At 66.2% G+C, this 13,528-nt stretch carries 13 protein-coding genes; 5 read left to right on the top strand and 8 right to left on the bottom strand.

The features are described from left to right. Window positions 1-17 precede the first annotated feature (17 nt). The 3 genes from otnI to ACLB6G_RS09965 all read right to left on the bottom strand — a co-directional run bounded on the left by otnI (window position 18) and on the right by ACLB6G_RS09965 (window position 3,430). Entirely contained in the window at window positions 18-797 is a 780-nt protein-coding gene (otnI, locus tag ACLB6G_RS09975) for a 2-oxo-tetronate isomerase (protein ID WP_410356418.1), read from the bottom strand. Window positions 798-876: 79 nt separating this feature from the next. Further along, window positions 877-2,190, bottom strand: a complete 1,314-nt coding sequence (gene guaD / locus ACLB6G_RS09970) for a guanine deaminase (protein WP_410356022.1) — start codon at window positions 2,188-2,190, stop codon at window positions 877-879. Window positions 2,191-2,206: 16 nt separating this feature from the next. Beyond that, the gene (locus ACLB6G_RS09965; RefSeq protein ID WP_410356021.1) at window positions 2,207-3,430 is read right to left on the bottom strand and encodes a urate hydroxylase PuuD; all 1,224 of its coding nucleotides are present in this window, start codon (window positions 3,428-3,430) and stop codon (window positions 2,207-2,209) included. Between the two features lie 154 nt (window positions 3,431-3,584). Here ACLB6G_RS09965 and ACLB6G_RS09960 point away from each other — a divergent pair, with 154 nt between their 5' ends. Further along, window positions 3,585-4,505, top strand: a complete 921-nt coding sequence (locus ACLB6G_RS09960; protein WP_410356020.1) for a LysR family transcriptional regulator — start codon at window positions 3,585-3,587, stop codon at window positions 4,503-4,505. A gap of 190 nt (window positions 4,506-4,695) precedes the next feature. Continuing rightward, on the top strand, window positions 4,696-5,136 hold the full coding sequence (locus tag ACLB6G_RS09955) for a glyoxalase superfamily protein (RefSeq protein ID WP_410356019.1): 441 nt from the start codon (window positions 4,696-4,698) through the stop codon (window positions 5,134-5,136). A 47-nt stretch (window positions 5,137-5,183) separates the two neighbouring features. Here ACLB6G_RS09955 and ACLB6G_RS09950 read toward each other — a convergent pair whose 3' ends face one another. From ACLB6G_RS09950 to uraH, 5 genes are all read right to left on the bottom strand, one after another. Beyond that, window positions 5,184-5,399: a dodecin gene (locus ACLB6G_RS09950; protein WP_410356018.1), complete on the bottom strand. Its 216-nt coding sequence runs from the start codon at window positions 5,397-5,399 to the stop codon at window positions 5,184-5,186. A 117-nt stretch (window positions 5,400-5,516) separates the two neighbouring features. Next, window positions 5,517-6,329, bottom strand: coding sequence for a xanthine dehydrogenase accessory protein XdhC (xdhC, locus tag ACLB6G_RS09945; RefSeq protein ID WP_410356017.1), 813 nt, complete (start codon window positions 6,327-6,329; stop codon window positions 5,517-5,519). Window positions 6,330-6,338: 9 nt separating this feature from the next. Further along, entirely contained in the window at window positions 6,339-8,690 is a 2,352-nt protein-coding gene (xdhB, locus tag ACLB6G_RS09940; protein WP_410356016.1) for a xanthine dehydrogenase molybdopterin binding subunit, read from the bottom strand. Window positions 8,691-8,697: 7 nt separating this feature from the next. Then, entirely contained in the window at window positions 8,698-10,167 is a 1,470-nt protein-coding gene (xdhA, locus tag ACLB6G_RS09935; protein WP_410356015.1) for a xanthine dehydrogenase small subunit, read from the bottom strand. Then, a complete protein-coding gene (gene uraH, locus ACLB6G_RS09930; RefSeq protein WP_410356014.1) occupies window positions 10,167-10,541 on the bottom strand; it encodes a hydroxyisourate hydrolase in 375 nt (124 codons plus the stop codon). Before uraH ends, xdhA begins: the two co-directional genes overlap by 1 nt. Window positions 10,542-10,768: 227 nt before the next feature. Here uraH and puuE point away from each other — a divergent pair, with 227 nt between their 5' ends. From puuE to ACLB6G_RS09915, 3 genes are read left to right on the top strand one after another with little or no spacing between them, the layout of a single operon-like run. Then, window positions 10,769-12,190 carry an allantoinase PuuE gene (puuE, locus tag ACLB6G_RS09925; protein ID WP_410356013.1) on the top strand — a complete coding sequence of 474 codons (1,422 nt, stop codon included), beginning with the start codon at window positions 10,769-10,771 and terminating at the stop codon, window positions 12,188-12,190. 5 nt (window positions 12,191-12,195) lie between these two features. Beyond that, the gene (locus ACLB6G_RS09920; RefSeq protein ID WP_410356012.1) at window positions 12,196-13,026 is read left to right on the top strand and encodes a bifunctional allantoicase/(S)-ureidoglycine aminohydrolase; all 831 of its coding nucleotides are present in this window, start codon (window positions 12,196-12,198) and stop codon (window positions 13,024-13,026) included. Continuing rightward, window positions 13,023-13,526: an ureidoglycolate lyase gene (locus ACLB6G_RS09915; protein ID WP_410356011.1), complete on the top strand. Its 504-nt coding sequence runs from the start codon at window positions 13,023-13,025 to the stop codon at window positions 13,524-13,526. The genes ACLB6G_RS09920 and ACLB6G_RS09915 overlap by 4 nt, the downstream gene beginning before the upstream one ends. The last annotated feature ends 2 nt before the right edge of the window (window positions 13,527-13,528 follow it).

Raw genomic sequence — 13,528 nt, 5'->3', positions numbered from 1 at the left:
GTCCCGGTGCAGCCGCGCTACAGCCACGGCGCAAGCCAGCCAAGCCCGTCTTCGGTTCGCCCCGCAGGGCGGTATTCGCAGCCGATCCAGCCCTTGTAACCGGCCCGGTCCAGCGCTGCGAACACGAAGCCGTAGTCGACCTCGCCGGTGTCCGGCTCGTGCCGGCCCGGATTGCCGGCCACCTGGACATGGCGGATCAGCCGCTGGTGGCGCAGGAAGGTGCCGGTCAGTTCGCCGCCGTGACGGCTCTGGTGGTAGAGATCGTATTGCAGGAAGAGGTTGTTGGATCCGGTGTCCGTGATCACCGAAACCGCCTGCTCGACGGTGGCGAGGAAATAGCCCGGCATGTCGAACGGGTTGATCGGCTCGATCAGCACGGCGACCCCATGACGGCCCGCCAACGCCGCCGCGTGGCGGAGATTGGCGGCATAGGCCGCGCGCCACTCCCGGGGATCGGCCTCTCCGGGCATGACCCCGGCCATGACGTGTATCTGCCGGACACCAAGCACGGCCGCGTATTCAAGCGCCAGATCGATGGAAGCCAGGAAATCGGCCTCCCGCCCGGGCATGGCGGCCAGCCCGCGCGCTCCGGCTGCGAAATCCCCGCCCGGCGGCGCGTTGAACAGCACCTGTTGAAGCCCCGCCTCGTCCAGGGCTCGCTTCAGGTCGCCGGCCGGGTATTCATAGGGAAAGAGATACTCGACCGCCCCGAAACCGGCCGCGCGCGCGGCCGCGAAGCGCTGAAGGAACGGCACTTCGGCGAACATCATCGACAGGTTGGCGGCAAAGCGCGGCATGGCCATTGGCTATGACCAATCCGCATGCCGCGCAAGCCGTTTCATGTCCCGTACGGTCCGGCCGCACAATGAAACAGGATCAGCGCGGGAGCGCCGCCTTGGCCCGGCGCCCGGCCACCCACGTTTCCGCAATGGCCCGGTCATCGCCCATGGTCTGCAGAAGGAACAGTTCCTCGGCCAGCGTTGTCACCGTTTCCATGCGCAAGGCCATGGCCGGCGTCGCGCGCGCATCGAGGACGACGAGGTCGCCGTCCGAGCCTTCGTCCAGCGAGCCGATCCGGTCTTCCATGGAAAGCGCCTCGGCATTGCCCCGCGTGATCTGCCAGAAGGAGGCCAGCGGATTGATCTTCTCGCCGTTGAGCGCGATCACCTTGTAGCCCTCGTCCATTGTGCGCAGCATGGAGTAATTCGTACCGCCGCCCACATCCGTCGCCGCCGCCACTCGCACGGGCTTCGGCCTTCGCACATAGCGCTGCCAGTCCATCAGTCCGGAGCCCAGGAACAGGTTCGAGGTCGGACAGAACACGGCCACCGACCCGCTGTCGGCCATGGCATCGAGCTCACGTTCCGACAGGTGGATCGAATGGCCGAAAAGGCTCTTCGGCCCGGCCATGCCATGGGCTTCGTAAACGCCGAAATAGTCCGGCGCGTCCGGGTAAAGCTGGCGCGTCAGCGCGATCTCGGCGTGGTTCTCGGAAAGGTGGGTCTGCACGTGGCAATCGGGATGCTCCGCAATGAGCGTGCGCACCACGTCAAGCTGCTCCGGCGAGGAAGTGATCGCGAATCGCGGCGTGATCGCATAGGAAAGCCGCCCGCGCCCGTGCCAGCGCGCGACCAGCGCCTTCGTCTCGTCATAGGCGGTTTGCGGCGTGTCCGTCAGCGCCTCGGGCGCGTTGCGGTCCATCATCACCTTGCCGGCGACCATGGCCATGCCGCGCGCTTCCGCCTCGGCGAACAGCGCATCGGCCGATTCGGGGCGCACCGTGCAATAGACCGCTGCCGTCGTCGTGCCGTGGCGGATCATCTCGTCGAGAAAGGCCGCCGCGACGCGCTCGCAATGGGCCGGGTCGGAGAACTTCATCTCCTCGGGAAAGGTGTAACGGTTCAGCCATTCCAGCAATTCGGCCCCGAAGCTGGCGATCACCTGCATCTGCGGGAAATGGGCATGGGCATCGATGAAACCGGGCAGGACAAGATGCGGGCGGTGGTCCACGACCTCCACATCCCCGCCGGCTTGCGCATGCACCTGCGCGAACGGTCCCCGCCGGACGATCCGCCCTTCGCGGATCATGAGACCGCCATCGGCCTCGTAGGAAAAGGCATTCGTGTCGTCCAGGCGTTCCGGACGGCGCAGGAAGGTCAGCAGGCGCCCGCGAATGAGCGTCGTCGTCATGCAGGGCCCCTCATCGTCACTGTGCGTCCCGGAACCAGGCCACGATCAGCGCGCGTTCTTCCGGCGTGATCTCGGTGACATTGCCCGGCGGCATGGCATGGCTGGCGCCCGACTGCAGGTAGATGTCCCGCGCATGCTGGACGATGGTCGCGTCCGTGTCGAGCATCACGTTCTTCGGCGCCACGGGAATGCCCTCCCAGACCGGTTCGGCGGCGTGGCACATGGAACAGCGCCCCAGCACCGTGTCACGAACGGTCTCGAAGTGCGGCGAGTTCACATAGGCCATCTGCGCCGCCGGAATTGCTGCCTCCTCCCGGTCTTCCGGCACGCTCGCGCCGAAGCCCGAAAGCCAGGCGATCAGCGCGAAGATCACGGCCGCCGCCACGAAGGTCCAGTAAGGCTTTCCCTTGCGCGCATGCATGGAATTGAAGAAATGGCGGATCAGCACGCCGATCAGGAACACCAGCGCCGCGATCACCCAGTTGTACTGGGTGGCGAAGGCCAGCGGATAGTGGTTCGACAGCATGAAGAACAGCACGGGCAGCGTCAGGTAGTTGTTGTGCAGCGAGCGCTGCTTGGCCTGCTTGCCCAGCGCCGGGTCCGGCTTCTCGCCCGCCTTCAGCGCGGCGACCACCTTCTTCTGGTTGGGAATGATGATGAAAAAGACATTGGCCGACATGATCGTCGCGGTGAACGCGCCCAGGTGCAGGAAGGCGGCGCGGCCGGTGAAGACCTGCGTATAGGCCCAGCCCATGGCGACGAGAGCCACGTAGAGGAAAACCATCAGCCCGACATCGCTCTTGCCCAGCGGCGACTTGCACAGCGCGTCATAGATCAGCCAGCCCACCCCGAGCGAGGCCAGCGAGATGATGATCGCCGTGTTTGACGAAATGTCGAGCACGGAGCGGTCGACCAGGTAAAGATCGGCGCCCGCGTAATAGACGATGGCCAGCATCAGGAAGCCGGACATCCAGGTCCAGTAGCTTTCCCACTTGAACCAGGTCAGGTGCTCCGGCATCGCCGCCGGCGCCACGAGATATTTCCGGATATGGTAGAAGCCGCCGCCATGCACCTGCCACTCCTCGCCATGGGCACCTTCCGGCAGGCCCGGCCGCTGACGCAGGCCGAGATCCAGCGCGATGAAATAGAAGGACGAGCCGATCCAGGCGATGGCCGTGATGATGTGCAGCCAGCGGATGGCGAGCGCCAGCCAGTCCCAGGTGATTGCCCAAAGGTCCATGTCGATCCTCGTGCCGGTTTTCCCCGCGATCATTGCCGCCCGGCGCCGCTTTGAAAAGCATGTCCTTTCACGATGACTTTCAAAAAAATCAGAACGGTAATAACGTGATTTCTTGAAGGGAACGGCGCGGCGCGCTCCCTGGCTCGGAGGGGGCATGGCCTATCTGGACAATATCGCGGTCTTCGTGCGCGTGGTGGAACTGGGCAACCTGTCGGCGGCCGGCCGCGACATGCGAATCTCGCCTGCCGTCGCCTCGAACCGCATCAAGGAGCTGGAAAAGCATCTTGGCGTGCGCCTCTTCAACCGCACCACCCGTCAGCTCATGCCCACCGAGCAGGGCCGCGTCTTCTACGATGGCGCGCGCAAGGTGCTGGAGGCCGTTGCCGATGCCGAGGCCGCCGTGTCGGAGCTCTCCGGCCAGCCGCGCGGCTCCATCCGCGTCACCGCGCCGCTCGGCATCGGCCGGCGCTTCATTGCCTCGGGCATTCCCGCCTTTCGCGATCTCTATCCGGACATCGAGGTGCGCCTGCGCCTGTCCGACCACAACATCGACATTATGAAGGAAGGCATCGACGTTGCCTTCAAGCTGGGCGTTCTGGAGGATTCCAGCTTCAAGCGCCGCAACATTGCCCATTGCGACCGGATCCTGGTGGCTGCTCCCGCGTATCTGGAACGGCGCGGCGTTCCGGAGACGCCGGAAGACCTGGCCGGTCACGATTGCCTGCTGCTGCGCTTTCCCGGCTCGCGCGATTTCCACTGGCTGCTCAGATGCCCCGACGGACCGCAGAAATACGAGGTTCGCGGCCCCTTCGATTCCGACGATGGCGACGTGCTGACCTCCTGGGCGATCGACGGGCGCGGCATCGTCAACAAGCCGCGCTTCGAGGTGGAGCCGTTCATCCGCGACGGCCGGCTCGTGCCCGTCCTGCCGTCATTCGCGCCCGAGCCGGTGCAGCTTGCCGCGCTCTATCCGCACCGCAAGCTGCAGGACCCGAAGATCAGGCTCTTCCTCGATTTCATGGCCGAGCGCTGCCAGCGCATGGTGCGCGGCCTGCTGGGCGAGCCCGGCCTTTGACAAATGCCGGGTCCATGCCTACATGACGCCCGTCATGAGGGCAGAGGCCCCTGCCGCCCGCAGGCCGCAAGGCCACGGTGAAGCCTCCCTGAACGAACTCCATCTGTCCTGATCCCTTTTCGGATGCGGTCCGGTGGCAATGCGGGCGCCCGCTCGAACAATCGCATCCCTCCGGAAAGAGAGGTCTGTGATGAATGGTAATCGTGGGATTCTCCCCACCATCGATGACATGAAGGCCCAGGCGAAACGCTTGCGCGCCGATCTGGAAACACGCGGCACGCCGCTCAGCCACGCCCAGGCGCTGGAACTGGTCGCCCGCCAGCACGGGCACCGGGACTGGAACACCGCCCATGCGGCGGCAGGCAACCGTCCGCCGGCCAGCTTCCACGTCGGACAGGTGCTGACCGGCACCTATCTCGACCAGAAATTCCTGGGCGAGGTCATCGCCGTGCAAAGGCTCGGCGAGGGCGATCGCTGGCGTCTGACCTTCCGTTTCGACGAGCCGGTCGACGTCGTCACCTTCGACAGCTTCTCCGCCTACCGCCACCGCGTCACCGTGACGGTGAACGGCGAGGGCGTCACCGCGGAAAAGACGTCGAACGGCAAGCCGCACATGCGGATCGACCTGTAGCCCGCAACGGCGCGGCCGGGCCATCGACAATGGCCCGGCCTTTGCCGTCAGTCGTCGTCTTCGAGCGTGAAGGCGGCGTGGAGCTTGACCTGGTAATGCGCCACCTTGCCGTCTTCGATATGGCCGCGCGTTTCGGCTACCTCGAACCAGCGCAGGTGACGCACCGACCGTGCCGCCTTGGCAATGGCGGCCTTGATGGCGTCCTCGATGCTCGTCGGCGACGATCCGACCAGGTCGACCATCTTGTAAACGTGATTGCTCATGGCGCACCTCCTTGGGGAACGGCTTGATGGCAGGATGCGGCGGAACTGCCGCCTGCAAGCCAACGCATTCGCCTCGCGAATGATCCGTCACGATAGCACGGCAAGTGCCAGGTGCGGTCAGTTGCCCCGCGCGGCCAGCGCAGTCATCACCTCCGCCGCCGTCAGCGCGGCGATCACGGCCGGCCGCTTGTCGCGCAGATGCGCCCCCCCGATGGGACAGACCAGACCGGCAAAGGCATCCTCGCCGCCGCCCGCTTCCAGCCATTGCCGGCGGAACACCGCCCGTTTCGTGGCGGAGCCGATGAGACCGGCATAGGCGGCATCGTCACGCTTCAGCGCCTCCGAGACGATCAGGAAATCAAGTGCATGGTCGTGGGTCAGCACGATGAAGGCGGAGCCGGCCGGCGCCTCGCGCACCACGGCTTCGGGCATCGCGGCAAGGCGGGTTTCGACCGTGCCGCCGATGACCCCCGAAAGCGCCTCCAGCGCATCGGCGCGCGTTTCCACCACCACCGTCCTGACAGGCAGAAGCGCCAGCGCGCCCGCCAGCGCGGTGCCCACATGGCCCGCCCCGAACAGGTAGACATGCGGCATCCCCGCCCGCGCCGTTTCCCATTGCGCCAGCAGGCGCCCGCGCCCTGTCTCGTCCAGCAGGGTGAAATCCAGCGTCACATGGCCGCCGCAGCACTGCCCGATCTCAGGCCCGAGCGGCTGCGACCAGGCGCCCTCCGCCTCGCCTCCCTCAAGGATGGCGCGCGCCCGCCCGATCGCCAGGAATTCCAGTTGTCCGCCTCCGATCGTGCCGAACAGGGCGTCCGGCGCCACCGCCATCCATGCATCCATGTCGCGCGGCGTCGATCCCCTGGCCGCCGCGACACGCACCAGCACGGCCCGGTTCTCCCGTTCCAGAAAGGCGCGAAGGTCGGCCACCGCCAAGTCTCAGGCCCCGTGACGGCGCGCCCGCCCGCTCAGCCGTTCGATGGCCATCAGCACGCGTTCCGGCGTCGCCGGCGCGTCGAGGCGCGGGCAGACCTCGTAGCCGGCGACCGAGGCGACCGCGTCCGACAGCGCATGGAACACGGACATGCCGAGCATGAAGGGCGGCTCGCCGACCGCCTTGGACCTGTGGATGGTCTCCTCGCGGTTTTCGGACCAGTCGGCCAGGGCGACATTGAAGATGCGGGGCCGGTCGGAGGCCAGCGGGATCTTGTAGGTGGACGGCGCATGGGTGCGCAGCCGCCCCTTGCGGTCCCACCACAATTCCTCCGTCGTCAGCCAGCCCATGCCCTGGATGAACCCGCCCTCGACCTGGCCAAGATCGATGGCCGGGTTCAGCGAACGCCCCGTCTCGTGCAGGATGTCGCTGCGCTCCACCCGGTATTCGCCAGTCAGCGTGTCGACGGACACTTCCGACACCGAGGCGCCATAGGCGAAGTAGTAGAAGGGCCGCCCCTTGCCGCTGTCACGGTCCCAGTGGATGTTCGGCGTCTTGTAGAAACCGGTCGCGGAAAGCTGCACCCGCGCCACATAGGCCTGTTTCACCAGTTCGGCGAAGGGGATCTCCTGGTTGCCGATACGCACCCGGTTGGGCAGGAACGCGATCTGGTCGCGCGGCAATTCGTAGAAATCCGCGGCGAAATCGGCAAGCCGCTCACGGATCGTGCGTGCCGCCGCCTGCGCCGCCATGCCGTTTAGATCGGAGCCGGACGAGGCCGCCGTCGCCGACGTGTTCGGCACCTTGCCGGTGGTCGTCGCGGTGATCTTCACCTGGTCGATGTCGATCTGGAATTCTTCCGCCACGATCTGCGCGACCTTGACGTAGAGCCCCTGCCCCATCTCCGTGCCGCCATGGTTCAGATGCACAGAGCCATCCGTGTAGACATGCACCAACGCGCCGGCCTGGTTGAAATGCGTGGCGGTGAAGGAGATGCCGAACTTCACCGGCGTCAATGCGATGCCACGCCGGATCATGCCGCCCTTCGCATTTTCCGCCCTGATCGCCTCGCGCCGCGCCTGGTAGTCCGACGAGGCTTCCAGTTCGTCCACGATGCGCGCGATGACATTGTCCTCCACCGTCTGGTGATAGGGCGTCACGTCGCGGCCCGGTTCGCCGTAGAAATTCCGGCGCCGCACCTCCAGCGGATCGAGCCCGGTGGCGAACGCCACCTCCTCGATCACGCGCTCCGCGCCCACCATGCCCTGCGGACCGCCAAAGCCGCGAAATGCCGTGGCCGACACCGTATTGGTGTAGAGCGGCGCCGAGACGGCCTTCACCGCCGGCCAGTAATAGGCGTTGTCGCAATGGAACAGCGCGCGGTCCGTCACCGGGCCGGACAGGTCGGCGGAAAAGCCGCAGCGCGCCGCATAGGTGAAATCGACGCCGAGGATGTTGCCGTCCTCGTCGAAGCCCACGTCGTAGCCGACGAGGAAGTCGTGCCGCTTGCCGGTCGCCGTCATGTCGTCGTCGCGGTCGGGCCGGATCTTGACCGCCCGCCCCGTTCGCCGCGCGGCAATCGCCGCGACGGCCGCGAACAGGTTCGACTGCGTTTCCTTGCCGCCGAAACCGCCGCCCATCCGGCGCACGTCGACCGTCACCGCATGGTTCGGCACGCCGAGCGCATGGGCCACCATGTGCTGCACTTCGGACGGGTGCTGCGTGGAGGAATGCACCAGCATGTCGCCGTCCTCGCCGGGAATGGCGAGTGCGATATGGCCCTCCAGGTAGAAATGGTCCTGCCCGCCGATGCGCATCTCGCCGGACAGGCGCCGCGGCGCGATCTCCAGCGCCTTTGCCACGTCGCCGCGCTGCAGCGTCAGCGGATCGCAGACCAGCTTCGGCGTCTCGCCCGTGTCCGCATAGTCCACGATGGCCGGCAGTTCCTCGTAATGGACCTTCACCCTGGCGCAGGCGCGGCGCGCGATATCCCGGCTCTCGGCCACCACCGCGAAGACCGGCTGGCCGTGGAACTGGACGATGCTGTCAGCGAAGATCGGCTCGTCGTTGCGCCCGGTCGGCGAGATGTCGTTGACGCCCGGCACATCCGCGCCGGTCAGGACCGCCACCACGCCGGGCATCTTCAGGGCCAGTTCCGTGTCGATGCCGCGCACACGGCCGTGCGTCACGGTGGACAGGCCGAGATAGGCATGCAGACAGCCGCGCGGCTCGGTGATGTCGTCGATATAGACGGCCTCGCCGGTCACGTGCTTGTGGGCCGAATCGTGGCGTTGTTGCGTGGCAACCCCGCCCTTGATCGCGGCGGCAGTCCGGTCCGGTTGTTCGTGCTTGCCCATGCTGCCCTCACGCCGCCTTGCCGCCGGCCAGGCCGGACGTCGTTTCCATGAAGAACCGTTTCAGCAGGTTCCTCGCCACCAGCATCCGGTAGTCCGCGCTGGCCCGCATGTCGGTGATCGGCTGGAAGTCGGACGCATAGGCGTCGAGCGCTTCCTCCACCGTGTGCAGCGTCCAGGGCTGTCCGGCGAGGGCAGCCTCCACCGCCCGCGCGCGCTTTGGCGTCGCGGCCATGCCGCCATAGGCGATGTGAATCTGCTGCACCCGGTTGTCGCCATCCAGCCGCAGGAAAAAAGCGCCGAGCACCGCCGTGATGTCCTCGTCGCGCCGCTTGGAAATCTTGTAGACCGCGAATTGTGCATCGCGCGGCGGCAAGGGCACCGAGACGCTTTCGACGAATTCGCCCGGCGCGCGATCCTGCCGGCCGTAGTCGATGAAGAAATCCTCCAGCGGAATGGAGCGCCGGTTGTGATGCTTGCGCAGGGTCACGGTTGCGCCCAGCGCGATCAGCGGCGGCGGCATGTCGCCAATCGGCGAGCCGTTGGCGATGTTGCCGCCGATCGTCCCCATGTTGCGGATCTGCTCGCCGCCGATCCGCTCGATCAGCTCGCCAAGCTGCGGAATGTGCGCGGCGAACACGCCGCGCGCCCGCGTGTAGCTGACCCCGGCGCCGATCGACAGCATGTTGCCGTGGGTGTGGACCGTCTTCAGACCGTCCATGTGTCCGGTGAACACCACTGGCGAGACATCGCGCATGAATTTCGTCACCCACAGGCCGGCATCGGTCGCCCCCGACACGATGGTCGCTTCCGGCTCGGCTTCGAGGACGCGCGCCAGGTCGTCGGTATCGGCGGGCACAACGATCCGCCCCTCCGCGCTGTCGATCTCGACCCGGGCCCCGTCGGCCATCGTGCGCAGCGCATGCGCCACCGTGGTCCTTTCGCCGGCCAGCGGATCGTCGTCCGGCGATCCGTAGCTCGAGATCGCCCGCGCCGCGCGCATGATCGACTCGTAGCCGGTGCAGCGGCACAGATTGCCCTGCAAAGCTGTTTCGATGGCACGGTCATCGGCATCCGGATCGTTCATCCACAAGGCATAGAGGCTCATCACGAAACCCGGCGTACAGAAGCCGCATTGCGAGCCATGGTGATCGACCAGCGCCTGCTGCACCGGATGAAGGCTTCCGTCCGCCCGCTTCAGGTGCTCCACCGTCACCACGTGACAGCCGTCCAGCGAACCGAGGAAACGAATGCAGGCATTCACGCTCTCATAGGTGAGCGTGTCATCGGGACCCAGCCGGCCGACCAGCACCGTGCAGGCGCCGCAGTCGCCCTCCGCGCAGCCTTCCTTGGTTCCCGTCAGGGAACGCCGGATGCGCAGGAAGTCGAGCAGCATGTCGCCGGGACGCACATCGTCGAGCGCCACGCTCTCCCCATTGAGCAGGAAGCGGATTTCCTTTCGGATCGCGGGCTTTGTCATCAGCTTCCCCTGTAGGTGGAATAGCCGAACGGCGAAAGCAGCAGCGGCACGTGGTAATGCGCCGCCGCGTCGTCGATGCCGAAGCGGATCGGGATTTCCTCCAGGAACAGCGGCCCGCCCGCTACCGGCATGGCCAATCCGTGCATGCGGATATAGTCGCCGGCGTGAAACACCAGTTCGAATATCCCGGTCCCGAAGCTGTCGGCGGGAAGGATCGGGCTGTCGGTCCGCCCGTCGTTGTTCGTGACGGTTTCGGCGATTTTCTCGCGCCCGTCGCCGGAAAGGCGGAAAAGCTCGATCCGGATGCCTTTCGCCGGAACCCCGCGCGCCGTGTCCAGCACATGTGTCGTCAGATATCCGCCAGCCTTGCCCATTGCCTCACCTGTCGCTGCGCACAGCGCGCTTCGTTTTTGACCATACGGTTCACAGTGTGCCTCATTCAAGCCGCTGCCTTAAGGCCCTCGCATGGCGTCCGCACTCTAAACAGTTTCAAATTTTTCCGCATGTTGGCCGCGGCCCCGGTTGAAATAGGCTGTCGGCCAGCAATTTCTTTGTCCGGTGGCCGCCCGCGCCATCCGTGTCCGGGAGCATGAAGGAAACCATGAAACGTTACGAGCGCGACATGCGGGGCCATGGTGCCCGCCCGCCCCATCCGCAGTGGCCGGGCGACGCGCGCATCGCCGTCCAGTTCGTCATCAACTACGAGGAAGGCGGCGAGAACTGCCTGCTGCACGGCGACGGCCAGTCGGAGGCCTTCCTCTCGGAGATCACCGGCGCCACGAACTGGCCGGACCAGCGCCACTGGAACATGGAATCGATCTATGAATATGGCGCCCGCGCCGGCTTCTGGCGCCTGCACCGCATGTTCACCGCCGCCGGCATTCCAGCCACCGTCTATGGCGTCGCCACCGCGCTGGCCCGCTCGCCCGACCAGGTCGCCGCCATGCAGGAAGCCGGCTGGGAAATCGCCTCGCACGGGCTGAAATGGATCGAGTACAAGGACTTCACGCAGGAGGACGAGCGCGCCCACATGCTGGAGGCGATCCGTCTGCACACGGAAGTCACAGGCGAGCGGCCGCGCGGCTTCTATCTGGGCCGCGCCTCCATGCACACCGTGCCGCTGGCGGCGCGCGAAGGCGGCTTCGACTACATTTCCGACGCCTATGACGACGACCTGCCGCACTGGATCGTGGTCGACGGGCGTGAACAGCTTGTCATCCCCTACACGCTGGACACCAACGACATGCGCTTCGCCGCCGTCCAGGGTTTCAATTCCGGCGACCAGTTCTTCACCTATCTGCGTGACGCCTTCGACACGCTCTATGCCGAGGGCATGGACGGTGCGCCGAAAATGCTCAACATTGGCCTGCATTGCCGCCTTGTCGGCCGGCCCGGCCGCGCCCTGGCGCTCAAGCGCTTCATCGACCACGTGCTCAACCACGACAAGGTCTGGGTGGCCCGCCGCATCGACATTGCCGAACACTGGAAGCGGGTGCACCCCTACGTGGCCCCGCGCCTGAAACCCTCGGCCATGGACGAGGCCGGTTTCGTCGCCGCCTTCGGTTCGGTCTTCGAGCATTCGCCCTGGATCGCCGAGCGCGCCTTCGACCTGGAACTGGGGCCTGCCCATGACAGCGCGGGCGGCCTGCACAATGCGCTGGCCCGCATCTTCCGCTCCGCCTCCGAGGAGGAACGCCTCGGCGTGCTTCGCGCCCATCCCGACCTCGCCGGAAAGCTGGCCCAGGCAAGGCGGCTGACCGCCGAATCGACCGCCGAGCAGGCTTCCGCCGGCCTCGACGCGCTCACCGACGCCGAACGGGCCCGCTTCACCGAACTCAACGAAGCCTACACCGCGAAGTTCGGTTTTCCCTTCATCATCGCGGTCAAGGGACTGACGAAGGCCGATATCCTCGCCGCCTTCGAAACGCGCATCGGCAATGACCGCGAGACTGAATTCGCCACCGCGTGCAGACAGGTTGAGCGGATCGCGCTGCTGCGCCTGAAAGACATGCTGCCGGAGTGAGAGCGATGAACGAACCCCTCTACCACGCCCCGCATGGCGGCCTGCCCGGCCAGTCGCAACTGATGACCGGCCGCGCGGTCTTTACCGAGGCCTATGCCGTCCTGCCGGCGGGGGTGCTGCGCGACATCGTCACCAGTTGCCTGCCGCATTGGGAAAAGACCCGCCTCTGGGTCATCGCACGCCCCCTGTCAGGCTTCGCCGAAACCTTCTCGCAATACATCATGGAGGTCGCACCCGGTGGCGGCAGCGCAAGGCCGGAAGAGGATGAGCGGGCCGAAGCCGTGCTCTTCGTCATGGAAGGGGAGATCACCGTCACGCTCGATGGCGCCGCTCACCGCCTGACACCGGGCGGCTATGCCTACCTTCCGCCCGCCAGCGGTTGGGCGCTTGCCAATGACGGCGCCAGCCATGCCCGTTTCCACTGGATTCGCAAGGCCTGGCAGCCGGTCGAGGGGCTCGATGCACCCGATCCGCTCTTCCTCAACGAGCGCGACATTGCGCCCACGCCCATGCCCGACACGCAGGGGCGCTGGGCGACGACGCGTTTCGTCGATCCGGCCGACCTGCGCCATGACATGCATGTGACCATCGTCACATTGCAGCCCGGTGGCACCATTCCCTTCGAGGAAACCCATGTCATGGAGCATGGCCTCTACGTGCTGGAGGGCAAGGGCGTCTACAAGCTCAACCGCGACTGGGTCGAGGTCGAAGCCGGCGATTTCATGTGGCTGCGCGCCTTCTGTCCGCAGGCCTGCTATGCCGGCGGCCCCGGCCCCTTCCGCTACCTGCTCTACAAGGACGTCAACCGGCACATGCCGCTGACGCGCTTCCCGTGACCCGCGTCATCACGGCCCGCCCGCTCACCCGCGAGGTTTTCGCGGGCTTCGGCGACGTCATCGAAACGGACGGCGCGGAACACTTCGCCATCAACAATGGCAAGTGCGAGCGCTATCACGACCTGGCAAGGGTCGAGGCGGCCGGTCCCGGCGCGCGCGTGCTCGTCAACATCTTTCGCGGCACACCCTATGCGATGCCGCTGAAGCTGGCGCTGGTGGAGCGCCATCCCTTCGGCAGCCAGGCCTTCATGCCGCTCTCGCCGCGCCCCTTTCTCGTCATCGTCTGCCCGGATACGGCAGATGGTCCAGGCCGCCCCCACGCCTTCCTCACCGCGCCCGGACAGGGCGTGAACTATGCCCGCAACACATGGCACGCGGTTCTGACGCCAATCGGCGAACCGCAGGATTTCCTTGTCGTCGACCGTGGCGGCGACGGCTCCAACCTGGAGGAGTTCACCTTCGCCGAGCCCTGGGAAATCCGTTTGCCGCAAGGAGAGTGAAA

Origin of the sequence: Zhengella sedimenti (assembly GCF_046506625.1) — a bacterium.
Lineage (GTDB): Bacteria > Pseudomonadota > Alphaproteobacteria > Rhizobiales > Rhizobiaceae > Zhengella > Zhengella sedimenti.
This window is presented reverse-complemented; position numbering and strand designations above follow the sequence as displayed.

Bases quoted from the DNA above. Each gene is read 5' to 3' on its own strand.
- ACLB6G_RS09955 (WP_410356019.1), top strand. From the start codon at position 4,696: ATGAATGGTAATCGTGGGATTCTCCCCACCATCGATGACATGAAGGCC.
- guaD (WP_410356022.1), bottom strand. From the start codon at position 2,190: ATGACGACGACGCTCATTCGCGGGCGCCTGCTGACCTTCCTGCGCCGT.
- uraH (WP_410356014.1), bottom strand. From the start codon at position 10,541: ATGGGCAAGGCTGGCGGATATCTGACGACACATGTGCTGGACACGGCG.
- ACLB6G_RS09920 (WP_410356012.1), top strand. From the start codon at position 12,196: ATGAACGAACCCCTCTACCACGCCCCGCATGGCGGCCTGCCCGGCCAG.
- ACLB6G_RS09950 (WP_410356018.1), bottom strand. From the start codon at position 5,399: ATGAGCAATCACGTTTACAAGATGGTCGACCTGGTCGGATCGTCGCCG.
- ACLB6G_RS09965 (WP_410356021.1), bottom strand. From the start codon at position 3,430: ATGGACCTTTGGGCAATCACCTGGGACTGGCTGGCGCTCGCCATCCGC.
- xdhB (WP_410356016.1), bottom strand. From the start codon at position 8,690: ATGGGCAAGCACGAACAACCGGACCGGACTGCCGCCGCGATCAAGGGC.
- otnI (WP_410356418.1), bottom strand. From the start codon at position 797: ATGCCGCGCTTTGCCGCCAACCTGTCGATGATGTTCGCCGAAGTGCCG.
- ACLB6G_RS09960 (WP_410356020.1), top strand. From the start codon at position 3,585: ATGGCCTATCTGGACAATATCGCGGTCTTCGTGCGCGTGGTGGAACTG.
- puuE (WP_410356013.1), top strand. From the start codon at position 10,769: ATGAAACGTTACGAGCGCGACATGCGGGGCCATGGTGCCCGCCCGCCC.
- xdhA (WP_410356015.1), bottom strand. From the start codon at position 10,167: ATGACAAAGCCCGCGATCCGAAAGGAAATCCGCTTCCTGCTCAATGGG.